Source organism: Flectobacillus sp., from assembly GCF_049240685.1.
In the GTDB taxonomy this organism is placed as follows: Bacteria; Bacteroidota; Bacteroidia; order Cytophagales; family Spirosomataceae; genus Flectobacillus.
On record NZ_JBMLSD010000308.1, the window covers coordinates 1 to 26185 of the forward strand.

At 38.0% G+C, this 26185-nt stretch carries 18 protein-coding genes; 13 read left to right on the top strand and 5 right to left on the bottom strand.

All coding sequences use genetic code 11. The annotated features are described in order from the left end of the window. Window positions 1-331 precede the first annotated feature (331 nt). Window positions 332-3337, bottom strand: a complete 3006-nt coding sequence (locus tag ACOVQ4_RS13855; protein ID WP_421821222.1) for an FAD-binding and (Fe-S)-binding domain-containing protein — start codon at window positions 3335-3337, stop codon at window positions 332-334. Window positions 3338-3633: 296 nt separating this feature from the next. Here ACOVQ4_RS13855 and ACOVQ4_RS13860 point away from each other — a divergent pair, with 296 nt between their 5' ends. Further along, the gene (locus ACOVQ4_RS13860) at window positions 3634-4875 is read left to right on the top strand and encodes an ABC transporter permease (RefSeq protein WP_421821223.1); all 1242 of its coding nucleotides are present in this window, start codon (window positions 3634-3636) and stop codon (window positions 4873-4875) included. A gap of 194 nt (window positions 4876-5069) precedes the next feature. Beyond that, complete coding sequence (locus ACOVQ4_RS13865) at window positions 5070-5498, top strand: hypothetical protein (RefSeq protein WP_421821224.1); 429 nt, start codon at window positions 5070-5072, stop codon at window positions 5496-5498. Between the two features lie 137 nt (window positions 5499-5635). On the opposite strand, the gene mdh is transcribed toward ACOVQ4_RS13865, so the two are convergent. Further along, window positions 5636-6574: a malate dehydrogenase gene (gene mdh / locus ACOVQ4_RS13870; RefSeq protein ID WP_421821225.1), complete on the bottom strand. Its 939-nt coding sequence runs from the start codon at window positions 6572-6574 to the stop codon at window positions 5636-5638. Window positions 6575-7057: 483 nt separating this feature from the next. Between mdh and ACOVQ4_RS13875 the strand changes: the two genes are divergently transcribed. From ACOVQ4_RS13875 to gldF, 11 genes are all read left to right on the top strand, one after another. Next, on the top strand, window positions 7058-7504 hold the full coding sequence (locus ACOVQ4_RS13875; RefSeq protein WP_421821226.1) for a YkvA family protein: 447 nt from the start codon (window positions 7058-7060) through the stop codon (window positions 7502-7504). A 107-nt stretch (window positions 7505-7611) separates the two neighbouring features. Then, complete coding sequence (locus tag ACOVQ4_RS13880) at window positions 7612-7815, top strand: Sec-independent protein translocase subunit TatA/TatB (RefSeq protein WP_421821227.1); 204 nt, start codon at window positions 7612-7614, stop codon at window positions 7813-7815. 181 nt (window positions 7816-7996) lie between these two features. Then, on the top strand, window positions 7997-9415 hold the full coding sequence (gene gatA / locus ACOVQ4_RS13885; protein WP_421821265.1) for an Asp-tRNA(Asn)/Glu-tRNA(Gln) amidotransferase subunit GatA: 1419 nt from the start codon (window positions 7997-7999) through the stop codon (window positions 9413-9415). A 440-nt stretch (window positions 9416-9855) separates the two neighbouring features. Continuing rightward, window positions 9856-11382 carry a LysM peptidoglycan-binding domain-containing protein gene (locus ACOVQ4_RS13890; protein ID WP_421821228.1) on the top strand — a complete coding sequence of 509 codons (1527 nt, stop codon included), beginning with the start codon at window positions 9856-9858 and terminating at the stop codon, window positions 11380-11382. A gap of 315 nt (window positions 11383-11697) precedes the next feature. Beyond that, window positions 11698-12291, top strand: a complete 594-nt coding sequence (gene ruvA / locus ACOVQ4_RS13895; protein ID WP_421821229.1) for a Holliday junction branch migration protein RuvA — start codon at window positions 11698-11700, stop codon at window positions 12289-12291. Window positions 12292-12342: 51 nt separating this feature from the next. Next, entirely contained in the window at window positions 12343-19800 is a 7458-nt protein-coding gene (sprA, locus tag ACOVQ4_RS13900) for a cell surface protein SprA (RefSeq protein ID WP_421821230.1), read from the top strand. 177 nt (window positions 19801-19977) lie between these two features. Further along, window positions 19978-20358 carry a glycine cleavage system protein GcvH gene (gene gcvH / locus ACOVQ4_RS13905; protein ID WP_421821231.1) on the top strand — a complete coding sequence of 127 codons (381 nt, stop codon included), beginning with the start codon at window positions 19978-19980 and terminating at the stop codon, window positions 20356-20358. An 85-nt stretch (window positions 20359-20443) separates the two neighbouring features. Next, a complete protein-coding gene (locus tag ACOVQ4_RS13910) occupies window positions 20444-21706 on the top strand; it encodes a dihydroorotase (protein WP_421821232.1) in 1263 nt (420 codons plus the stop codon). Window positions 21707-21797: 91 nt separating this feature from the next. Beyond that, window positions 21798-22325, top strand: a complete 528-nt coding sequence (locus ACOVQ4_RS13915; RefSeq protein ID WP_421821233.1) for a DUF4199 domain-containing protein — start codon at window positions 21798-21800, stop codon at window positions 22323-22325. A gap of 57 nt (window positions 22326-22382) precedes the next feature. Next, complete coding sequence (locus tag ACOVQ4_RS13920) at window positions 22383-22898, top strand: DUF4199 domain-containing protein (RefSeq protein ID WP_421821234.1); 516 nt, start codon at window positions 22383-22385, stop codon at window positions 22896-22898. Window positions 22899-23014: 116 nt separating this feature from the next. Continuing rightward, entirely contained in the window at window positions 23015-23734 is a 720-nt protein-coding gene (gene gldF, locus ACOVQ4_RS13925) for a gliding motility-associated ABC transporter permease subunit GldF (protein ID WP_421821235.1), read from the top strand. A 254-nt stretch (window positions 23735-23988) separates the two neighbouring features. On the opposite strand, the gene ACOVQ4_RS13930 is transcribed toward gldF, so the two are convergent. The 3 genes from ACOVQ4_RS13930 to lpxA form a co-directional block, all read right to left on the bottom strand. After that, complete coding sequence (locus tag ACOVQ4_RS13930) at window positions 23989-24435, bottom strand: DUF4920 domain-containing protein (protein WP_421821236.1); 447 nt, start codon at window positions 24433-24435, stop codon at window positions 23989-23991. Window positions 24436-24545: 110 nt separating this feature from the next. Continuing rightward, window positions 24546-25163, bottom strand: a complete 618-nt coding sequence (locus tag ACOVQ4_RS13935; protein WP_421821237.1) for an ABC transporter ATP-binding protein — start codon at window positions 25161-25163, stop codon at window positions 24546-24548. Between the two features lie 68 nt (window positions 25164-25231). After that, the gene (lpxA, locus tag ACOVQ4_RS13940; protein WP_421821238.1) at window positions 25232-26008 is read right to left on the bottom strand and encodes an acyl-ACP--UDP-N-acetylglucosamine O-acyltransferase; all 777 of its coding nucleotides are present in this window, start codon (window positions 26006-26008) and stop codon (window positions 25232-25234) included. Window positions 26009-26185: the final 177 nt, after the last annotated feature.

Here is a 26185-nt window from a genome sequence, read left to right on the forward strand (position 1 = left end):
CCTGTCCGTGGTCGTTAAAAACATTTTAACACTCTTTGCCTTGTGCCTGTTGCCTGTTCCCTAAAACACATAAATTAAATCTTATTCTGCATGACTACTTTCTTAAATATGATACTTCGCTAAAAGCACTTGAAATTTTAAATTATGCAAAAATACTATATATTAGGCGTTATTCTCTCATAAAAATAAGCAAATGACGACTTGTGGTCTACTTGTATACGTTTCTGAAAAATACCATTAAAGATAATACAAATGCTTGAAAAACTCTTTGTATTATCTTAAGATGTTTTAGAGAAAATATCCTTAGCAGAATTTTATTACCGAATCTGGGTTAAGATTCGTTCAATGCATTCCACAATATTTCGATGGGATGCAAGGCTATACGACCCGTGCCATCCTTAATTTGATGACGGCAACTAGTACCTGGGGCAGCTATTAGTACGTCTTGCGGCTGCTGGCGCACAGTTGGGAAAAGGACGAGTTCGCCAATTTTCATGGATGTTTCATAATGTTCTTCTTCATAGCCAAAAGAGCCAGCCATTCCGCAGCATCCAGAAGGAATTAACTGTACCTCAAAGTTTTTGGGTAGAGAAAGGAGCTTTTTGGTTGGAATCATTGAAGAAAGCGCCTTTTGATGACAGTGTCCATGAAGTTTTATCAAGCGTTTTTCTTTAGTAAACCAATCTGATGAAATACGTTTTTTGTCGATTTCTTGTGCTAAAAATTCGTCGATAAGATAGGTATTATCAGCAACTAGTTCTGCTTCTGCACGGTATTCTGGTGGTACCAAATCTAAGTATTCATCCCGTAAAGTTAAAATTGCCGAAGGTTCAATACCGATAATGGGACTCTGATCTTCGAGTGCTTTTGCTAATAATTTTACATTTTGAATCGCAATTTTCTGAGCTTCTTTTACCATTCCCTTCGAAAGATAAGTGCGACCACTCTCGATATGCTCAGGAATATGAACCTCGTATCCTAAGGCGGTTAGTAATTTGATGGTAGTTTTGCCAAGTTCTACATCATTATAATTGGTAAACTCATCGCAGAAAAGGTATACCTTTCCTTGTTTTCTGATTTTGCTAGCTTTGAAGTTTAATGGCTTAATACTATTTTTTTGACGTTTAGCCTGTGTTTTCAAGCGCTTTAGTTGCCATTCGCGCAAGGTAATGTCTCCTAAGGTAGGTAGACTACGTTCCTGAGCAAAGCCCAACGTCTTTTTAATAAGTCGACTTGTAAAGGTATTTTGGGCAAAAAAGTTATAAATTTTTGGAAAATTCATTCCCAAAGCTTGCGATTTGGTAAAGTTTCCAATCATTTTTGTACGTAGAGGAATACCATTTTCATCGTAGAAATGCTGTAAGAACTCTGCCTTCATTTTGGCAATATCTACTTGAGATGGGCATTCTGCTTTGCAGCCTTTACAAGACAAGCACAAATCCATAACCTCCTTGATTTCGGGATGATTGAATGGGTTGTTTTGTGTGGAGTTTGTTAAGAATTGTCGAAGAATATTGGCTCTCGCTCGTGTTGTGTCTTTTTCTTGACGAGTGGCCATATAACTTGGACACATGGTGCCGCCAGTTACCTCTGTTTTGCGGCAATCGCCAGAACCCGAACATTTTTCTGCTAAGCGTAGGATACTCTCTTGTTTACTAAAGTCAAAAATCGTTTCAACTTTATTGGGTACTTTTCCTGCTTCATAACGCAAGAATTCGTTCATTGGAGGGGTATCTACAATTTTGTTAGCATTGAAAACTTTTTTCCTATCAAAAATATTTTTGATTTCTCTAAACAAATCGTAAACTTCCTTACCCATCATAAATGGTATGAACTCACCACGCAAACGACCATCGCCGTGCTCGCCGCTCAAAGAACCATCATATTTCTTAACCAAAGCGGCAGTCTCAGCCAATACCGTTCTGAAAAGCTGTTTACCCTCTTCGGTTTTGAGATTAATCATAGGCTCGACATGCAGTTCGCCTGCTCCAGCATGAGCGTAGTATGAAGCATTGAGGCCATGTTTTTCTAATAGTAAACCTAATTCATCTATGTAGGCTGGTAAATGTTCGGGAGCAACTGCGCAGTCTTCGATAAGATTAACAGGCTGAGTGTCGCCCGGAAGGTTTCGGATAAGCCCTAAGCCAGCTTTTCTGACATCCCAAGCGGGCTTGGTATCGGCACCTCTAATAATTGGATAAGCATAACCCAAATGAGCCTCTTTCAAATCCTGAATCATGGCATTACACATTTGAGTGAGTTGCTCTTGTGTGTCTGCCATAAACTCTACCATTAAGATGGCCTGAGGGTCGCCCTCTATAAAAAACCTGTTTTTATGATATTCATGATGTCCTTTGGTAAAATCAAGAATATATTTATCAACCAGTTCGGAAGCCATGGGATGGTGCTTGAGGGCAATAAGATTGGCATGAAGCGATTCGCCAATAGAATTACAATGAATACAAACCAAAGCTGTCTCAGTAGGAGGAAGGGGAAGAAGCTTAAGTTTTGCTTCAGTCACAAACGCCAGTGTTCCTTCCGACCCTGCAAGTAATTTACAAAAGTTGAAAGACAGATGAGAAGCTGGTTGAAAAATCTCATTGTCGCTCAGCATATCTAAAGCGTACCCTGTATTGCGTCGAGTAAGATTTTTATTGGGAAAGGCATTTTCAATGGACTCTTGAATAAGAGGGTTGTTGAGGGCTCGATGTACCTCTCGATAGATGTGCCCTTCAAGGGTGGAGAGTCTTGCTTTTTCATAAAAACTTTTTTTATCCAAAGCCTTAAATTCTGTTTCGGAGCCATCACTCAACAAAACCTTTGCTTCGAGTAGATGAGTTCGGGTATCGCCCCATACTATCGAATGAAGTCCACAAGAGTTATTTCCAATCATTCCCCCAATCATAGCACGGCTCGACGTGGAGGTCTCAGGGCCAAAAAGTAATCCGTAGGGTTTTAAAAAAGCATTCAAATCGTCACGAATAACCCCAGGCTGAACTCTCACCCATCGTTCTTCGGGGTTGACTTCCAATATTTGATTAAAATATTTCGAAATATCAACAATGATTCCTTTTCCTACTACCTGCCCAGCTAAGGAAGTTCCTGCCGAACGAGGAATCAAGGTTACCTGATATTCATTCGCCAGCTGAATGAGTGCTTGGATGTCTGTACTTGTTTTGGGTACAGCTACAGCGATAGGTTTTTCTTGATAAACCGAAGCATCTGTTGAGTAAATCAACTTTTGGGCTTGATGTTCTGCCGAATTATCATAGAATAACTCACCTGCAAAATTGACTTGCAAGTCTTTGAAATTAGAAATCGTAAGCTTTTTTGACATGCTATTGAGCCATTAGGATTAGCAACACTAATCTTTCATGTCATTTGACCATTAATGAAAGAATCGGTTAGTGAGTAGGTAAAACCGACCGTAAATTTAGGATTTGCCTTTGCAATAATGAACAAAGTTTTCAACTTTATTTCCAGTCTTAAACTTATATTACCACTCATGTTGTCAGAAAGTGCTATTGGTCATTTCTTAATTTGATTTCGAAACACTCTCTCGTAATTTTAAATTACCATTTATGAGAAAACTATAAAGGGTGTCTTCATACGTTTATTCATCTTACAGCATATATGAAGTTTCTTCGACAAATTTTTGAAAGCTTTCGCTTTGCGTGGCAAGCTTTACGCACCAACTTACTCAGAACTACCTTGTCGTTGCTTGGTGTAACGGTGGGTATCTTCTCTATTGTAGCAGTGTTCACAGTAGTTGACTCTATGAACATGAATATCAGGAGCCAGATTGACTCATTTGGAAAAGGGGTTGTGTATGTGGGCAAATGGCCTTGGATTATGAGTAATAGTTATCCTTGGTGGAAATACATCAACCGACCCAACATGAAGTATGCCGAGTACCAATATTTGAAGGAAAATTTAGAAAATGCTCAAGCCATTTCGATTATGGATGGCCGAATGACTACCATTAAGCGTAAAAGTAATAGTATGGAGGTGCGTTTGGCTGGGGTAAGTTATGATTATAACCAAATCTCCGACGTACCAGTTGGAGAAGGACGTTATTTTATGCCAAATGAAACAGACAATTCGGCCTTCTCCATTATTCTTGGCGCCAAGGTTAAGGCAGCTTTATTTCCAAATCAAAACGATGTAATTGGCGAAGAAATAAAAGTAAATGGAATCAAATTTAGGGTTATTGGTACCATGCCATTGAAGGGTGAAGACCTGATTAGTTTGGGTGGTTCGCCTGATGATAGAGCGTATATTCCTTACACCACCTATGCCAATGTTTTTCAAAAAGACCAACCTGAGCCTGATATTGCTATTAAGGCTTTTGACTGGGACAATGGGCAAGAAACCCTAGAAGGGGAAGTTACTGGCTTGATGAGAGGTAGACGCGGTTTGAAACCAACTCAAGAAGAAAACTTTTCGATTAATAGATTAGATGGCGCAGTCAAGTTTTTTGACTCTATTTTTGCTCAACTAAATATTGGCGGTTTCTTTATTGCGTTGTTCTCGTTATTGGTTGGTGGCTTTGGGATTGCCAATATCATGTTTGTTTCTGTAAAAGAAAGAACCAATATTATTGGTATTCAAAAATCATTAGGAGCTAAAAATTATTTTATCCTTTTTCAGTTTCTCTTCGAGTCAGTATTATTAAGCTTGATTGGTGGATTGGTAGGGATTGGTATTGTTTGGCTATTATCTTTTGTGCCATTAGGCTCGTTGACCTTGATTTTAAGTTTTAAAAATATTTTCTGGGGCTTATTTACCTCTACCATTATCGGGGTTTTATCTGGAATTATCCCAGCGTGGTCTGCTGCCAGAATGGACCCAGTTATTGCCATTCGTTCAAAATAGTATTCTTTTGAATTTATCTCGTCTGATGTATTGTAAAGCTTCCTAAAGTTTCGCAAATTTGGAAAGGCTATCATATTGGTCTTTTCGAAAAATAAGAACGAAATACGAAGTTTAAAGATGAAGCTTTTTGCATAAAACAAAGCTTCATCTTACTAAACAGCAAGATAATTTTAACATAAAACTTCCAAACAAGTATGGCATTCAACGAACAATTCGACGCCGCAAAAAAAGCAACAAGTGCCTTTTTTAGAAAAGTAGTTATCAGTATAATAAGTATCGGACTCATGGCGGTTGTCGGGTCTTTTTTACTCACTAAAGTTTCTTATTCTGAGGGCGAAAGAGCTGGTGTGGTTTCAAAATTCTCTAAAAAAGGGGTGTTGTTCAAAACCTTTGAGGGCGAGCTCAATGTAGGTGCACAAGGGCAAGTCGGAAATATGGTAAATAATATGTGGGCATTTACAGTCGACAACAACGATGCGAAAATTGTCCAGCAGTTAGAAGATGCGATGCTTACAGGTAAGCGTGTTCGTTTGCATTATGAACAGAGATATATGAAATTTTCGTGGATGGGAGATACAGAGTATTTTGTCACAAGGCTAGATTTTGCTCCCGATGCAAAATAAATTTTTGTACAAAAGCTCATTAAAAGGAAAGAGCATAGCAACAAAAAGCGGTCAGAAATTGTTTTCTGACCGCTTTTTTGGTATCAAGTAACAGAAGATTGTCTGATTTCAGACAACCTCTTTTTTCTAATATTTACTTACAAGCTAAGTGTTGAAAGTACATTATTCATATTACGAACTGCATCAGCTGATTTGCTGAATAAGGCTTGTTCTTCTTCGTTGAGGTTATAATCAATGATTTTTTCCCAACCTGTTTTCCCTAGAACTACTGGTACACCCAAACAAATATCTGATTGTCCATATTCGCCTTCTAGCAACACCGAGCAAGGAATAACACGTTTTTCGTCACGAATAATTGATTCAACCACTGCTGCCGATGCCGCACCAGGGGCATACCAAGCCGAAGTACCCAATAAACCCGTCAGCGTAGCACCACCTACCATTGTATCAGCCGCCACTTTATCAAGCGTCGCGCTGTCCAAGTAGTTGGCTACAGGCGTACCATTCCATGTGGCAAGGCGCTTCAATGGAATCATAGTAGTATCGCCATGACCGCCAATCACAGTAGCATGAAGGTCGTTTGGAGAAACATTCATGGCCAATGACAAATAGCATTTGAAGCGAGCTGAATCCAAAGCACCACCCATACCGATAATACGGTTTTTGGGAAGTCCAGAAGCTTTCAAAGCCAAATAAGTCATGGTATCCATTGGGTTTGATACGATTACAAAAATGGCATCAGGAGAATATTGCAAGATATTATCCACTACCGATTTTACAATGCCAGCGTTCACCCCGATGAGCTCTTCGCGTGTCATTCCTGGTTTACGTGGAAGCCCCGACGTAATCACAACTACGTCTGAATTAGCAGTTTTTGAGTAATCATTCGTAACACCAGTTAAAGTTGTGTCCCAGCCCAATAGCGCAGCTGTTTGGAACATATCTAAGGCTTTTCCTTCTGCAAACCCTTGCTTAATATCCAGCAAAACGACCTCGTCTGCTAATTCTTTACGAGCAATGTTATCGGCAGTAGTAGCACCCACGGCCCCTGCACCTACGACAGTTATTTTAGACATGATGATTTTTGATTAATTGTTTTGTTAAATAGAATGATTCAATCAATGCTTTCATAATGGAGAACAATGCCTTGAATTTTGCTCAAACCTATACATTTTTGCATTGGAAGTCTTTGTAGCAAGACCCTCACAAATGTAAAGCATTTAGGCATTCTGAAAACATAGATTTCTAAAATTATGTAAATTTTTTATAGGAAAGTTGCTAAATGGTATATTTGCCCGATTAAGACCTTAAATTCAGCTAAATCAAGGTGTGATATTAAGCAATATTTTGATTATCAATTGATTTCTGTCATTTTTAAATATGAATCTATACGTTTGTATATCAAAATGAGCAGTTCTTACGTTTTCAGTTTTACTACAGTTCGAAAATTACTAACTTTCGCTAAAAATTAAGGGGTATGTATTTCCTAGATTAGCTATACTATATTAAGCGAAATATAGATAAATTAGTGCCCAAGTTCTGTTAAATAAATAAAAAATATGGCACAAGAAGATTTGGCTTCGAAAGTTTTAAATTCAATATTTTTTAAGAGTGCTACCAAGAAGGCCAACAAATATGCCATGGGTAGCTTGGCGCTGTTGGAATTATTAAGAGAGGTACTTTCCAAAGCAAAAGAGGTTGCTGACAAAGAAAATAAAGGGGTTGGTCAGGTCCTAACCGACAAGCTTACTACTTTGTCGAGGATGGTAAAAGCGTATGTATCGGGACAATACCGTATAGTACCTTGGCCAACAATTCTCAAAATTGTAGCAGTTTTGATTTACTTTGTTTCGCCACTAGACGTAATTCCAGATATTTTGCCCATTATTGGCCTGACAGACGACCTTGCGATTGTATTATGGTTGTTTAGAGCATTGCAAGAGGATATCGAAAATTTTGAGGCATGGGAGCGAAATCAGCTCTTTCAAGACCTCAATCGTGAGTAGATAAACTAAAACTTATCAAGGGCTTAATTCCCAAAATATCGGGTAATTAAAGTCCATAATCCAAAATCATTAAGTATATTTACAAAAATTTTTAACTCAATACGGAAATGGAACTGACTTCAATCTTATTATTCTTGAACGGTTTAGGCGGCGGCGAATTATTGTTGATTGGCTTAGCTATGTTGTTATTCTTTGGTGGAAAAAAATTGCCTGAATTAATGAAAGGATTGGGTAAAGGTATCAAAGAATTCAAAGACGCTCAAAAAGACGTTCAAGATCAAATTACAAAAGGTTTGGACGATACAAAATAGCATTGGCTATTTTTGGAAAGCTTTAGCTCAAGTAGCGCTTTTCAAAATGCCGAAAATAGCGGTTAACTAGCTGTTTTCTTGTACTTATTACCTTACAAAATTGCATAGTCGAGACTGCATTGCTCTCTTGACTATGCTCTTGTTTTTTATAGTTATTACCATTATTTTACTTTCTGTTACCTTGAAAAACTATACATCACTACAGAGTATTCAAGCTGATTTATATGCAGGAACGCTTACCTGTCGCCAACTCGTTGAATTTTATCTTCAAAATATTACTGAAAAAAATAACCAGCTGAATGCGTTTTTGAAAGTGTTTGATCAAGAAGCCTTAACCAAGGCTGATATCATTGATCAAAAAATCAAAGCAGGAACCGCTGGGAAATTGGCAGGTATGGTAATAGGTATAAAAGACCTTTTATGCTACAAAGACCATCCATCAGCAGCAGGAAGTAAAATTTTAGAAGGTTTTGAATCTCAGTTTACCTCCACGGCTGTTCAGAGAGTGATAGAGGCAGATGCCATCATCATTGGTTCACAAAACTGTGATGAATTTGGGATGGGTTCTACCAACGAAAATTCAGCTTACGGAGCCTGTCTTAATGCTCTTGGCGAAAATCGTGTGGCGGGTGGTTCTTCTGGTGGTTCGGCGGTTGCGGTACAAGCTGATATGTGTCTCGCCTCTCTAGGTACTGATACAGGTGGGTCGGTACGAATGCCTGCTGGTTTTTGTGGTTTGGTTGGGTTGAAGCCAACTTACACAAGGGTCTCAAGATGGGGGCTGATTGCCTATGCTTCGTCTTTTGATTGCATAGGGCCAATCACAAAATCAGTGGAGGACGCTGCCATTTTATTAGAAATTATTGCTGGTAAAGACGAACAAGATAGTACAGTTTCGACTCTAGCGGTACCTGAATATTCGAAATTGAGCGCCTCAAGCACAAACCTAAAAATTGGTTATTTGAAAGATGCAGTGGATAGCCCTGGGCTTCAGCCAGAGGTTAGGGAAGCTACTTTGGCCAAATTAGAAGCTTTGAAAGCAGCAGGACACACCGTAGAAGCGGTAGAGTTTCCTCTAATAAAATATTTTTTGCCAACCTATTACATTTTGACTACGGCAGAGGCAAGCTCAAACTTGTCTCGATTTGATGGCGTCAAATACGGTCATCGTTCTAATCAAGCTACAGACTTGATGTCGATGTACAAAAAATCTCGAGCTGAGGGCTTTGGGAAAGAAGTAAAGAAACGAATCATGTTGGGAACTTTTGTTTTGAGTGCATCCTATTATGATGCCTATTATACAAAAGCTCAAAAAGTAAGAAGACTTATCAAAGATTATACTGACCAGTTGTTAGCTCAGTATGACTTTTTGGTATGTCCAACTACCCCAACTACTGCCTACAAAATTGGAGAAAAAACAGAAGATCCTATTCAAATGTATTTGGGTGATTTGTTTACCGTTCAAGCCAATGTTGTGGGCTTACCAGCCATATCTATTCCGAATGGTGTTGATGCAGAAGGTATGCCAATTGGATTTCAGATTATGGCAGGTGCTTTCCAAGAGGAGGCATTGTTAAGTTTTGCTAAAAGCCTTTATTAAGGACATATTTCTTAAGCGCAACACTACTCAAAAAGAGTATGTTATAACTCAACTTTAAGTCTAACATAAGTCTATAACTAGATTGATGTTAGACTTTTTGTTTCTTGAGATAGTTTGGTCTACACAATTTTCTATAACCCCACAGATACATACAGTGACAAGTTTAGAAATTCCTCTAAAATTGAAGTATTCTTAATGTTTCTTGTAATAATTCAATACTTTGTTTTTGAGGTACAATAAAAGTGTGGTTTACTTAGTTAAAAATCAGTAACTTTGTTTAATATCCAAAGATATAGATAGGTGAAAAGACTGGATAATTACGCTGCCAAAAGAAATTCAACATAGAAAAGTGTTTTAGATACTCCTCATTTTGTCCAAAAGTAGTGAGAAAATTAACACGCCAAAGAAATATATTCCTTAAATCTTTATTAATGAATTAGATGATATTGACTACATTCCGTTCGATTTTGGCAGGTTCTCTGTTGTTGGTTGGAGTCTCCAGCCAAGCACAAGTATCGGCAGCCTCATCGAATACCGAAAATCAAAGTACAGTAGACACGCTTTCGGCAAAGCCAGTCTATCCTCAGGCTACAACTCCGCCTGCAATTGTTGAACCAACGTGGTTGATAGACCCCAACATCGTAAAGCCTCGTTTGGAAGCTCTTCAAAAAGAAATTCCACTTACTTACAATAGCATTACACATCAGTTTGTAGAGTATTTTGCTTTTCGTAAACCTTCGTTTACAAAAACTATGCTCGAACGAAAAGATATGTATTTCCCACTTTATGAGAAATATCTTAAAAAATACGGATTGCCCGATGAGCTTAAGTACTTGTCCTTGATAGAGTCTGGACTAAATCCTAGGGCGATGTCACGCGTGGGTGCTGGTGGTTTATGGCAATTTATGCCAAAAACTGCGAGATTAGATTTTGGACTAAAGATAGATGACTATGTAGACGAGCGTTTTGATCCTGAAAAGGCTACAGAGGCAGCCTGCCGCTATATGCGTCAATTGTATAATATTTTTGGAGATTGGCATTTGGTTTTGGCAGCTTACAACACCGGGCCAGGTAATGTGCGCCGTGCCATCAGAAGATGTAATGGTGGACAAACTTTTTGGGATATTTATAACTGCCTACCAAAAGAAACTCGTGGATATGTACCGCAATATATTGGTATATTATATATGATGAATCACGCAGACTCACATGATATTGTTCCCGAAAATTATGAATTGGCAATTGAACACGATACGATTCAGATTAACTCTTACTTGGATTTAGATAAATTAGCCACCATGGCAAATATCAATTTGGAAAGTATCCAAAAGTTAAATCCTCATATACTTACTCATATTTTACCTAACAATACTCGCAATTTTTCGCTTAGGCTTCCCAAAAACGAATTAGCTTATTTCAAATCTAATCGTTCTATGATTATGGACTCGGCTTCCAAAATACCCAATAACCTGATTACAGTAGGGGTAGAGCTAGCTAATCAGTCGCAAACACAGGAAGACTCGGTTCCAATAGCTACGATACCCAACAAGGCTAAAGAACAACTCATAGAAGACGATGTTGAAGATGTAATCAAACGTAAACCAAAGAAAATTACCTATAAAGTTCGTAAAGGTGATAATCTATTTGCGATTGCAGACAAATACAATGTAGAGGTTTATGATTTGAAAATTTGGAATAAACTTCGTAAATCAGGAATTCAGACAGGTCAAACTTTGGTGATTTTCAAAGAGAATGCTGTTACAAGCTCAGAGAAATACGCTAGTTCTAATACGAAGGATAGAGAGAATATTCGAAAAGGGAAAATCAAGTTTCATACTGTAGAAGAAGGCGATACCCTCTGGAATATTTCTCAGCGCTATGGAGGTATTTCGGTAGAAAAATTGAAAAAAATGAATGGGATAAAAGGAAATATTGTGAAAGCAGGGATGAAGCTAAGGGTATCCTAAAAAGATTATTTTCCCCAAAAGTATTTTACAAAAGTCCGTATCTAAGCAAATTTGGCTTATGCGGACTTTTTCTGTATTTTTGAAAGATGTAAATACTCAGGGCTTATTCAACCTTATTGCTTTATTGGTACAAAAAATGCTCCTTCGTACGCAATAAACTGGTATGATTTTGTATAGTATTATTAGAGATTTGGTTAAAGATTCAGCAAACTTGAGTAGTTCATTTCACAATTCTGCATAAAATAACCCTATTGAGTTGAATAGGAGTATTTCTTTGGCTATACATCAAACTTTATTATTCAAACAATTAGAATTATGATTGCCTATATAGATGGTAAGCTCGCTCACAAAGATCCTGCTTTTGTTATTATTGATGTTCAAGGAGTAGGATACGAAATCAAGATATCTCTACAAACTTACAGCGCACTTCAAGATGGCACAGAACGCTGTAAACTCTATACATACCTCAATATTCGAGAAGATGCTCATGTTTTGTATGGTTTTAAAGAGTTTGATGAAAAAACATTATTCTTAGATTTGATTAGTGTATCGGGTATAGGTCCCAATACTGCGCTAATCATGCTGTCGTCCTTATCATCAGGCGAAATACGACAGGCATTAGTAAATGAAGACGTCAAAACGATTCAAAGTATCAAAGGAATAGGCGCCAAAACCGCACAAAGAGCCATTATTGAGTTGAAGGATAAATTGAAGAAAGAAGCACTTATAGGAGGAACCCAAACCACCTTATTGGTTCCTTCGGGCAATAAAGTTCGTGCAGAGGCATTGGCAGCTTTAGTAACATTGGGTATTCCTAAAAACGTCGCCGAGAAGAGTTTGGATACTATCATCAAGAAAGAGGGCGAGGGCTTATCGGTTGAGCAACTTATTAAGCTTGCCCTTCGATAATTTGATAGACAATTTAGCCACAATTATAGCATGGGCTTCTAAAAAAATCCCATGCGCCAAAATATAAGAGCTTGTTGGACGTTTTGGCTTTGTTGTGCCATTTTCAATTCACCAAGATTATTGACATTTAAGCAATCAACTGTGCATAGGAAAAAGTTTTACATACTTTCTGGAAGTTTAGTTTTATCGGTATTCGCTTCGTTGGCATGGGAGTTCCCATTGCGAAGTCCAAAGTCTCTTTGGACAGTGAGTTCATTTGTGAATGTTGTAGTACCTCAAGATACGGTACAAAAATCAGGGCGTCGTCCGAAATATAAAATTAAAGACCGATATACCAATAGATTCACAGATCGATCTCCTTCCTCTCCATTTATCATCAAGGATACTAAGTCTACTTCTACCGAGTTCAAGTTGGATTCGGCAGGACGTGTTACAGTTTATGAAAAACTAACAGGTTCGGATGCCCATTATCGTCCTCCTCAACAAATGAGCTTTGAGGAATATCAGAAAGTACAACAAAATCGCTTTGTGAGAGATTATTGGAAAAAATATGCCGCCTCTCAAGATGGGAAAGACGAAACTAGAGGGAGGGGTATTTTACCAAAAATAGAATTACCACCAGCAATTGACCGAATTTTTGGAGGAAGTGAAATCGATTTTAAACCCAATGGTAACATCCTCCTCGATATCGGATACATTGGACAGTTTATTGATAACCCTGCCATTCCTGTTCAACAACGCTACATTGGAAACCTGAATTTTAATGAACAAGCACAAATTAATTTTCAAGGTAAAATCGGAAATAAGTTTAATCTGAATACCAATTTTGATACTAAAGCAAGTTTTAATTTTCAAAATCAACTTAAACTTAACTGGCGTTCAAATGAAGAAGATATACTACAAAACATCGAAGTTGGAAATACATCTTGGACACTCAATAGTCAGCTAATTCCAGGCGTTCAAAATCTTTTTGGTCTCAAGACTTTAATGCGTTTTGGTAAAGTGGACGTTACGCTTGTGGCTGCTCAACAGCGCTCCAAACAAGATTGTATTACCTTGAGAGGTGGGTCTCAGGGTAAAACCTTTGAAATTCGTGCTGATAATTACGATGAAAACCGTCACTTTTTCCTCTCTACCTTTTTCCGTAACAAGTATGAAAGCTCATTGAAAAGCGTCTCGGTTATGTCTTCGGGCGTTTCGACTAGCTCTTTGAATGGCACAGGCTCTTCAACTGATATTACTCAAAGCTCTCGTTCAAATACTAGTACCGAAACTGCCTATATCGCCTCGGGTATTACTATTACTCGTTTGGAAGTATATGTTACTAACCGTTCTCAGAATACCGAAACACTACGTAATATTGTAGGTTTTTCGGACTTAGGTGAGGGAGCGCCCACCAACCCTTACAATCCAAACAACGGGGTGACTGCCGCCTCTGGTGCCACTGGAAGCACCCCTGTGAACAATAAAAATAATACCCTTTATACCAAATACCTCGACCCTAATACGGCGAATGCAGAAATTAGAAAAGCAGACCAAACAACAAGTTTGTTGACCTCTGATGGACTAGATAAAGGCACTGACTTTGACGTGTTGAGAGGAGCAAAGAAGCTAACAGAAAGAGAATATCGCTTTAGTCCAGAGCTGGGATATATTTCTTTGGTAACTCCCCTACGAAATGATGAAGTGCTTGCGGTGGCCTATGAGTATACCATGAATGGACAAAAATACAAAGTAGGAGAGTTGACAGAAGACTATCAGAATCGCCAAGATAATGAGGTGCTGGTTTTGAAGTTGTTGAAGTCATCTACCATTCGTAACGTATTGAATCACCCGATGTGGAACTTGATGATGAAAAACGTTTATTCTTTAAATGGTTCTCAAATCTCCAAAACAGGCTTCCAATTACGGGTAATTTATAAAGACGATAATACTGGTATTGATAATCCTAGTTTGCTAGAAGGTCGTAATGTCAAAGATATTCCTTTGGTGCAGGTGCTGGGCTTAGATAAATTGAACCAAAATGGCGACCGACAAGTAGATGGTAATTTTGACTTTATTGAAGGCGTAACCATCGATAGTAAAAATGGGAAGATTATCTTTCCCGTATTGGAGCCATTTGGCGGTACTCTCCGAAAGAAATTTGATTCGGACGAGTCACAGTTTGTAGATAAATATGTTTTTGACAAACTATACACATCTACATTAGCGGATGCACAACAAATAGCTAGCAAAAATAAATTTTTCTTAAAAGGTAGTTATCAATCGTCTCTTGGAGGTGATGTAACATTACCATTGGGTGTTGATGGAAATTCGGTTCAAGTAACAGCTGGGGGAGTTTCTCTTACACCTGGTGTAGATTTTATCGTAGAACCACAGGTAGGTCGTGTCAAAATTCTGAACAGTGGTATCTCAAACTCGGGTCGTGAAATCAGAATTTGTTATGAGAAACCCGACCTTTTCAATAACCAAATTAGAACTTTACTAGGAACGCATATAGACTATACCCTCGGAAAGGATATTCACCTTGGTGGAACACTTCAACATTTGTCAGAAACACCTCCAGCGTTTTTGACAAGGGTACAAATTGGCAATGAACCTATCAACAATACCATGTTTGGGTTGGATGCGGCTATTCAAAAAAAATCGTTATTGCTGACACGATTGGTGGATGCACTTCCTCTAATCTCTACAAAAGAAACCTCTGCGATTGATTTTCAAGGCGAATTTGCCAGATTAATACCCGGAGTGAATAGCGCAGTAAACAGCAATGCCTTTATCGATGACTTTGAATCTGCTCGAAATATTTTTAGTCTCAATACTCAAGCAAACGCTTGGCGACCTGGCTCCGTTCCCAAAACGCTGGTTCCAATTATTTCACCAAACTCTACCGAAAGTAATTTTAATAGAGCCAAAATCTCTGCTTATACCGTAGATTATAGTTTGTATGGAACGAGTAGTCTAGAGACTGGCGATTTGGGAATCAATTCTCAGGATGTTGCCAATTATGCTTACGAACGGGTGGTTTCTTCACAAGCCTTATTTCCCAATCGTTCTATTGCCAACAATATCAATATACCTGTGGGTATTTTGGATGTTTCGTACTTTCCTAATGAAAGAGGTTTATATAACTATAATCCGAGGTTAGACCAGTTTATTGCCAATCCCAAAAAGAACTTCGGTGCGATCACTAGGGCAATTTCTTCTGATACAGATTTTGATAATGCCAATATCGAAACTTTAGAATTTTGGATGATGGACCCATTTGCCGATGTGGATGCAGGAGCTACTCCTAGTTCTGGAAATAGAACAGGTATTGTTAGAGCCACGGGCGAATTTGAAAAAGATAAAGAGGCTAGTTTGATTAGGAATCGAACAGGGGGTAAACTTGTATTCAACCTTGGCGATATTTCGGAGGATTTTATTCCAGATAGTCGTTACAACTTTGAAAATGGTATTCCTGTGGGTCAAAAAATCACACAAGGGGCATTGGCCAATGTAGATTCTACCGTCTGGGGATTAGCGCCTACCAGACAATTTGTAACAAATGCCTTCGACTTGCAAAATGGTCGAGAACAGCAGGATGTTGGCTTGGATGGTTTACCAAATAATCCGACTAGTTTTGATAATGTCTGGAATGAAAAAGCAAAGTTTGCAGATTATGTCAGAACAATACAAGGACTTAATATTGATGCCAACACAAAAGCTGAAGTAGAAGAAGACCCTTCTGGAGATGATTTTATCCATTATCTTAATGAACGCTTTAGTAATACCTCTAGTTTGGTAAAGCGATACAAAAGTTATATGGGTTTGGAAAATAACTCACCTCCATCGTCCACAAGTACAGCATCGGGATATACTGAAGCAAGTAATCAACAACCAGATCGAGAGGACTTAAACAATGATAATACGATTACAGACACTGATGCCTATTACGAGTATGAGCTCGAGATGAAAAAAGAAAAAATGGCAGTTGGTCAAAATTACATCGTAGACCAAATAACCGAAGGTGGTGTCAATTGGTATTTGTTTAGAATTCCAATCAAAAATTATACTAACAAAGTCGGGAATATCAACGGATTCAAATCTATGCGCTTTATCCGAATGTTCATGACCGATTGGGAAGCTCCTGTGGTATTCCGTTTTGCATCATTTCAGCTTTCGGGATATCAATATCGTACCTACACAGGGGATTTGAATCCGAGAGGATTACAAGAAGTGCCAGAGCCTTATGATGCCAATTTTAGAGTATCGACAGTAAATATCGATGAAAATGGCCCTGCCAATAAATCTGGCAAGACTGTTCCTTATACAGTACCTCCTGGGTTTCAGCGCGACCGAGATGTAACTACTGTCAACAACGTAGCCTTAAATGAGCAATCGATGTCCCTATGTGTGGATGGTTTGAGAGACGGTGATTCAAGAGCAGTTTTCAAAAATACTGTTTTTGACTTTTTGAATTATAAAAATTTGAAAATGTTTATTCATACCGAAACCGATGATGCTAACACTAGAAGCGGAGACATTTCGGCATTTGTAAGAATTGGTACAGATCAGACAGATAACTACTATGAAGTAGAAACTCGTGGCTTAACGATTACACCAAAAGGAAAAAGTTCATATTTGGATACAGAGGTTTGGCCTGCCGAAAATGAAATCGATATACCATTTGATGCGCTTCGTGCCGCAAAACTACAAAGAGATAAGGCTCAGGTGGCATTGACAACACCTTATTTGGTGGATAGTGTTGTAGGAAATAATGGACAACTGTACAGAATACGAGTGGTGGGTCGACCAGATTTGAGCGCCGTCATGTCTCTTATGATTGGGGTTCGTAATCCAAAAACCCCAGATGAACTACCCAAATCTTTCTGTATCTGGGTAGATGAGCTTCGTTCAAATGGTTTTGACCAAACTGCTGGAAACGCTGCTGTTGGGAAGCTGGGCATTAGGTTGGCTGATTTTGCCAATGTGACTTTAAATGCATCCTACAAGGGCTATGGCTTTGGAGGTGTTCAATCTAAAATCTCCGAACGCTCGCGCGAAACTTCTTATGCTTATGGTATTGCGGCCACGGTAAATTTAGATAAACTTTTTCCTGACAAATGGGGGCTTCGAATTCCTCTTTATATCAGTTATGATAAAAGTAACTCGACGCCTCATTTTAATCCTCTAGATCCAGACATTCCGCTTGAGCAGTCCTTAAATAATATTTCGGACCCTGCTAAAAGAGCTATGCTTCAAAAAATTGTAGAGGATAATTCAGAACGCCGAGCAATTAATTTAACTAACGTTCGAAAAATTAAAACAGCAGGAGGAAAAGCCCATTTATGGGATATCGAGAATATTGCAATTTCTTATTCCTTTGCCGAACTAACTCGTAGTAATACTTTGATTGATGCATACCGTCAGGTATCGCACCGAGGTGGTATCATGTATGCTTATGCAGGTACATCCAAGCCTATTGAGCCATTTAAAGGGATAAAATCCAATTATCCTTTATTAAGATGGATCAAAGAAATTAATATTTCTCCTTTGCCAAGTTCTATTACAGTCCGCGCCGATATGGATCGCAATTTCGTAAAAACCCAATTGCGAAACGCTGATTTGACCACCGATGGGGTTGCCCCAATGTTTGAAAAATATTGGATGTTTAATCGCCAATATAATGTAGGTTGGAACTTGACCAAATCTGTGATTATCAACTATGCCGCCAATGCCCGAGCCATTATCGACGAGCCACAGGGTGATATCGATACACAAGCCAAAAAAGATTCGGTTTGGAGAAGTCTAAAAAGCTTAGGGCGTACCAAAAATTTTGAACAAAACTTTGGTGCTGTTTGGCGATTACCATTGAATAAATCTCCTTTGACAGACTGGATGTCGGCAGATTATAGTCATAAGTTTGGTTATCAATATGTGGCAAGCTCATACGATAGTCGTGACTCGTTGGATGTTCCTTTAGGCAATTTGATAAAAAACACCAGAGAGCGAGGCATTAATGGAAAGATAGATTTTGTGGCTTTGTATAATAGAGTAAGGGCTTTACGATTGGCCAACCAGCCACGAGTAGAGCGCAAAAATGTAGCAAGAAGCCCCGGCGATGATGAAGATATTATAAAGCCTCAGCCTACTTTTGTTAGAAGTGTAACTCGTCTGCTCATGGCCATACGAGGTATCAACTTTAAATACACCATAAATGAATCTACCACTTTACCGGGCTTTATGCCTGGTTCGGGGATTCTGGGGATGAGTTCGGCAGATGGTTCAGCTCCAGGCTTTGGTTTTGTGACTGGTAGTCAAGATTATGATATACTTACAAGAGCTGCCTCTAATGGATGGTTATCCAAGAGTATAGTTCAGAATGTACCTTTTGTTCAAACAAAAACACAAAACTTTACCTACGGAAGTTCAATAGAGCCTTTTAGAGATTTTAGAATACAGTTGGAAGGAAAATGGAGCAGAACAGATAATTATCAAGAGTTTTATCGTCCTACCGAAATGGGAGGGGCATACAAACATCAAAGTCCAGTGCGTTCGGGTAATTATCAAATGACATTTTTGTCATTCTTAACTGCATTTGACAGTAATGCTCCCGACGAAACTTCGGCGATTTTTAATCGATTTAAGGCATACAGAAATATCATCAAAGAAAGATTGGAGGCTTCGAGGGTTTTCAATGGAAATGAGTCGTATGATATCAATTCGCAAGATGTGTTGATTCCAGCATTTTTTGCAGCTTATAGTGGTATTTCACCCAACAAGGTTAGCTTCTCTCCATTCGTGAATATCCCGCTACCAAACTGGCAGTTGGATTATAATGGTTTGAGCAATGTAGGTTGGTTCAAACAACGTTTTTCGAATATCTCGATTACGCATAGATATAGCTCGACTTATTCGGTAGGGAATTTTGTATCATCTTTAGAATACGACAATCCATTTGAATTGAAAATCGATAATATGCTATATCCACTTTCTAGTAGAGTAAATGAGCAAGGGTTTTTGATTCCTGTGTATGTGATGAGTACCATTAAATTTGAAGAAAAATTTGCCCCATTCGTAGGATTTAATGCAACCACTAAGAACAAAATATCTCTTAGATTGGAGTACGCTCAGGACAGAAGTGTAGGGCTAAATTTATCCAACTCTCAAGTGGCCGAATTAAGCAACAAAGACTTTACGTTCGGTATGGGCTTTACCAAGGCAAATATGCTTGTCCCTTTTAAAGTAAATGGTCGAAAAGTAAGATTACCTAACGACATGAAGTTTCAGATGAATTTGACGGTAAGAGATACCAGAACAATTCAACGTAAATTAGATGCAGAAACTGTAGTAACCAATGGCTTTGTGAACTTTCAGTTTAGACCACAAGTAAGCTACAACGTAAATAAAAAGCTAAACGTAAGTATGTATTTCGATAAGATGTTTAATAATCCTTGGGTTTCAACTTTATACTATCGTTCGACAATTGCCGCTGGGTTCCAAGTACGCTTCAGCTTATCAGATTAGCCTTAATAACTTGTTAATCAGAGGTATATTTCAAGGATAAGGAGTTGTGTTGCATAACATACAGGTAAGCTTGATTAAATCATTGTTTGAAAGATTGTCATTTTGATGTTTTTCCAGTAAATTGCGTCATAATTCTTCAACAAAATTATCAAATTTCAAACTGTAAACGCATAAGAGATGAATTTCCCAGAAGAACTTCGCTATACGAGAGAGCATGAATGGATTAAGGTAGATGGTGACGTTGCCATCGTTGGTATTACTGATTTCGCGCAAAGCGAGTTGGGTGATATAGTTTATGTTGAAATCGAGACATTAGGTCAGACTTTAGCTGAAGGTGACATATTTGGAACAGTCGAAGCAGTAAAAACTGTATCTGATTTGTTCTTGCCAATCGCTGGAGAAATCGTTGAGGTAAATGAAACTGTGACTGACTCACCAGAAATTATCAATTCTGATGCTTACGGTGAAGGTTGGTTAGTAAAAATCAAACCATCAAATATTGCCGAAGTAGAAGGATTGATGGATTTTGATACTTACAAAAGATTTTGTGGACTTTAATTTAGATTACTATTTTGTATAAAGCCCTGTTTTTCAGGGCTTTTTTTTGACCATATATCGAAGTACGATGCGAGTAAATAGCACAATGAAAATTCTGATTCGTTCCGCAAAAATTATCCAAAAAGGTGCTGATCTAAATGGACAGGTAAGAGATATTTTTATCGAAAACGGTGTGATTCGTCAAATTGGCGAGGGCCTGTCTGCCGAGGCCGATGAAATTATTGAAGGTGAAAATTTATGTGTTTCTTTGGGGTGGTTTGACATGCGTGTACACGCCAAAGACCCCGGCTACGAACATAAAGAAAGTTTATATTCACTAGAAAAAGCAGCACTAGCAGGTGGTTTTTCTGAAATAGCGTTGTTGCCTAATACCAAGCCAACCGTTCAAACACGTGAAAGTGTCCACTATCTTCGTAAATCTGGTGATATTATCAAATTTCATCCCTTGGCCGCAGTAACTCTCAAATGCGAAGGAAAAGATTTTACCGAAATGATCGACCTACATCATGCAGGTGCGGTAGGTTTTACAGATGGCGAACATCCTATTCAAAATCCAGATATTTTCCTCAAAACGCTTCAATACCTTTCGCCAATCGGTAGTCTTCTGATTAACAGACCTGAGGATACCAATCTCACTCATTTTGGACAAATGCACGAAGGGGCAGTGAGTACCCTTCTTGGGATGAAAGGAATGCCACAAATGGCCGAGGAAATTATGGTCATGCGCGATTTGAAATTACTAGAGTATGTTGTAAATACACCGTTTGCCGAGGTAGATACAACATTACCTCTACTACATTTTTCTTGTATTTCGAGTGCCGAATCGGTTGATTTGATTCGTCAGGCAAAAGCCAAAGGATTACCAATTTCTGCCGATGTAGCTGCTCATCAACTCTGTTTTACAGAGGATGATGTAATGGGTTTTGATACAAATTTCAAGGTAAATCCTCCTTTGCGTACCAAGGCCGACGTGGAGGCCTTATGGGCAGGTTTAGCTGATGGAACTATCGATACGATTGTTTCAGATCATAATCCACACGATGACGAATCCAAAAATCTAGAGTTTGATATGGCAGATTTTGGAATTATTGGCCTCGAAACCCTCTTTGGCGCGGTGAATACTTATAATCATACCCTTTCTTTAGAGGAATTGATTGATAAAATAACACTACAACCCCGTAAAATATTGAGATTGCCAGTTCCTCAGTTGGTCGAAGGAACCAAAGCTAATTTAACGGTATTTACTACGGATGAGGAATGGACTTATACCGAAATTTTATCAAATTCTAGAAATACGCCATTCTTGGGGAAAACTTTTAAAGGTAAAGCTTTAGTAGTAATTGCCTAGTTATATCGTCCTAAAGGATGATTTCAAGGATATAGAATCGCTTATTTTAAAGTTTATAGAAATATTTTTTCATTGATTCGCTTATCGATCTATGTTTAATAAAACATTCTGGAAAAACGCTCTTAAGTTTGGTGTAATAGCAGGATTTGTGTGTCTTGTATATTGCTTTGTTTTAGATTTGCTCGGGATAATTCCTATATCTGGGAAATTGTTCCCAAGCAATATCTTTATATTGATTGCTTCTATATTCGCGGTAAAGGCATATCGTAAAAATAATCCTGACGAAACGCTTCACTTTTGGGAGGGCTTGTCTGTATGTTTTATAACAGCGCTTACGGCATCTGTGCTTGTTGGGGGAGGATTGTATCTTTTTTATTCTACCGAGCATGGACAAATGCTTTTATCTCAATTTGTTGTAGAGGCAGTAAAAGAATATTCAATGGCCAAGCAGCAGATTGTTAAAGAAACCAACCCCGAATATTATAACAGCTTGATTGCTGGAATAAAGGCGATAGATCGAACCTCGATTGCATTTACGGAGGTAAAACAGCGCCCTCTTATTGCTATTTTACCATCCATCATGATTTCTTTGTATTATCGTAGACAGTATGTTAAATAGCATCAGCAAATCGCTAGTTTGCTATTAAACCAAAGTCTAAACTTTCACAAATCAATCATGGAAAATCAAACTACTACTACAAAAGTGGCTCTTAAATGGGGCGTTATTATTGGTATATTAAGTGTTATTTATAGTACACTTATCATGGTAATGGGGCTTCTAGGCAATCCAGCGCTAGGGTGGGTAGCCTACGTCGTTATAGCTGTTGGTGCATTTTTGGCGATGAAATCGTTCCGAAAAGAGAACAATGACTTTATGACTTATGGTCAAGGTCTTGGGATTGGCGCCATGACGTCTGCAGTTTCAGGAATTATTTCGAGTACCTATAGCTTTGTTTATATGAAGTTCATAGACCCTACTGCGATGGATCCAATCATGAAAAAAGCTGAGGAGGATATGGAGAAAAAGGGACTTTCTCCTGAACAAATTGACCAAGCCTTAGAGATGTCAAAAGTATTTATGAGTCCTGGTGCAATGTTTGTGTGGGGAGTATTAGGAAGTATAATTCTGGGTTTTTTGTTCTCATTGCTCATTTCGGCTATTGTTAAAAAAGAAAAACCAATCTTTGTATAAGAAAATCTTGTTTAGCTTGATATAATGGGCTTTTGCTAGTGAAGAAATACTTCTTCACTAGCAAATTCGTTTAATAGGGGTAGTCAGTTGAACAACTGTAAATCAAAAATTCAACTATGTTTCAAATTTTTCAGAAAGAAGTCAATTCATTTCTTAATTCACTTATTGGATACATTGTAATTGGCGTGTTTTTAATCACAACGGGACTGTTCGTTTGGTTTTTCAAAGACAGTGTACTCGACTATGGATTTGCTGATTTGAGCTCCTTTTTTCAGGTGGCTCCATTTATATTCCTTTTCTTGATTCCTGCTATCACTATGCGAGCTTTTGCCGAGGAGTTTAAGACAGGTACTATCGAATTACTATTTACAAAACCATTAGGTACTTGGGAAATTGTTCTTGGAAAATATCTGGCTAGTTGCTTCTTAATTCTATTATCATTATTACCCACACTTTTATATTATTATTCGATATATCAATTGGGTAATCCTCAAGGCAACGTTGATTCTGCCGCAGTCATTACTTCTTACATTGGATTATTTTTCCTAGGATGTGTATTTGCTGCCTTGGGAGTATTCTCCTCTTCTTTGACTGATAATCAAGTGGTGGCTTTTGTGATTGGCTTTGTGATGTGTTTAATTTTGTATTATGGTGTAGGAAAATTAGCAGAACTATCCTTAATGGGTTCTTTTGGTTATATACTGGCACAAATTGGCTTGGATTATCAATTTGAAGCCTTAAGCCGTGGATTAATTGACTCTCGAAATATTCTTTATTTCGTTTCTGTAATTGCTATTGCTTTGTGGGGAACTACCCTAAAGGTTACGCAAAAGTAAGAAGTTCGACATACCTACCTAATTGAGTGAATTACGACAGAGAGAATGATTATTCCTGAGCTGTTTCACCATTAGAGGGAAAAGTACTCAAATGTTAGGTTTTTATTGCCCATAAATGAAAAAGGCGATCGAAATTAGATTTTCGACCGCCTTTTTCATTTAATAGAATACATTAGAAAAGCCTGACTTTTCTTCTGATGAAAGGTGGATTTAAAGAATAATCAATTATTCACCAAATCACAATGTATTCAATGCTATTTCACAATTACTCCATTTGCCACAAATGTAATCGCTTTTTCTGGTTCAGTAATTTTTTCGATTTCCTCCTGTGTTTTGCCTGCATCTTGCGCATAATGCTTTAATTGACCAACTGAGGTGGTTTTTACTTGAGCAAGGCCTTCAAATACCACTGTTTTTCCATCAATATCTTTTGGTACAAAAAAGCCATAGTCTTTAAAAGTAACCCTCATACTTGAGCCATCCTCCAATTTTACTTTCATCCAGCATCCTTTTACCTTGCAAACCGACTCTACTACACCTGTTACTTTTGCCTTTACTTGTTCTTTACCATCCATTTTTTTAGCTAAATCTGTAGTAGAGATAGCCCCTTTTTCTGAAATTTTTTCGCCAAAATTGCTTTGGGCTTTAGTACTAATTTGTATTCCTAATACGATAGCAAAAATGATAGCTACTTTTTTCATAATCAAAAGTCGTTATTTTGTTGAGAATAATTTATAAATACAAAAATAGGTATTCTCTTCATATAGCCTTAGCTTACCGTCTATTTTTGACTTAAAAACTTATCAAAGGGCTATTTATAATCTTGAATATTATAGACATTAGGACAAAACTCGTATTCATTGGGTTGGTTTGAACAAATGAAGAGCATTCTGTTTTGAGCGTATTTTTGTACATTTTCGAGATACCAACCTGTGGCTTTGGCATCGAGATTAGAAGAAGGTTCGTCGAGCATAATAATAGGAGTATCAGACCAAAAGGCTAATCCTAGCTTAACACGCTGTTTCATTCCAGAAGAAAAATGTTTAATAGCTTTTTGTTTCGCTTTGGGAAGCTCAATAAATTCGATAAAGTCCTTTATTGAATACGATTGAATGAGGGGTTTGAATTGAATATGAAATTGAAGGAGTTCCTCTAAGGTAAATTCTTCAATGAGTTCCAGATATGGCGCTGCCATACTGATTTCCCTATAAAGATGTTCGAGTTCTAGGGTTTGTTGGTTTTTTGAAGCTAGGATTTTGCCTTCTGAAGCGGGAATGAAACCTGATAAAATTTGAAGAAAAGTTGATTTTCCGCTACCATTTGAACCTGTAAAAGTATATGACGCTCCGACTTGGAAGTGGAGATTTACAGATTTAAAAATCCATTCATTTCTAAATTTTTTTCCTAGATTTTCGGTAATAATTTCCATAAAAAAAGAAGTAAGACAGCGGGGCTGTCTTACCTAGTTGAATTGTACGAAAAGTCTTAACACTATGCTCAAATAGGGCCTTTGATAATGCCACGTTCGGCGCTACGGATAAACTCGACAATCTCATCGCGCTCAGGAGTAGCAGCAATATCTTGTTCAATATTTGCTAGTGCCTCAGAGGTATTAAAGCCTTTGAGGAAGATATATCGATAAACATCCTGAATCAAGTTTACTTGTTCATCACTAAAGCCACTACGACGTAAGCCAATCGAATTGACACCAACGTAAGAAAGAGGTTCACGAGCTGATTTAGTAAAAGGAGGTACATCTTTACGGATTAAAGAGCCACCAGAAATCATTACATGTTTACCAATTTTGACAAACTGATGAATGGCACAGGCGCCTCCTATACGTGCAAATTCGCCAATATGGACATGTCCCGCCACTTGTACACTATTGGCTATCACACAGTTATCCTCGACCATACAATCGTGGGCAATATGTACATAGGCCATCAGAAGGCAGTTTTTTCCTACTTCAGTTTTAAATTTATCTTTTGTGCCACGGTTGATGGTAACACATTCCCGAATAGTTGTGTTATCGCCAATGATGGTTACTGTTTCTTCTCCGTCAAACTTAAGGTCTTGAGGAATGGCAGAGATAACCGCTCCGGGGAAAATTCGGCAATTTTTACCAATTCTTGCACCAGGAAAGATTGTTACGTTGGGACCAATCCAAGTTCCTTCGCCAATTTCTACATCTTGATAAATTGTTGAAAAAGGCTCAACAACTACATTTTCAGCGATTTTGGCGTTTGGATGAATATATGCTAACGGTTGTGTCATGGTATTGTTTTCAGAATAATTACCTCGCTTTTGAGTTTTTTTACATTGCCAAAATTGGCTGCATCAATAGGCTTGGTAATTACGGTAATCTTTGCATTGAGATTTGAAAAGAATTAGTCAAAAGTAATAAATCTTTTCTGTATAAAATTGTACTATGACGGTTTATCATAGTCAATT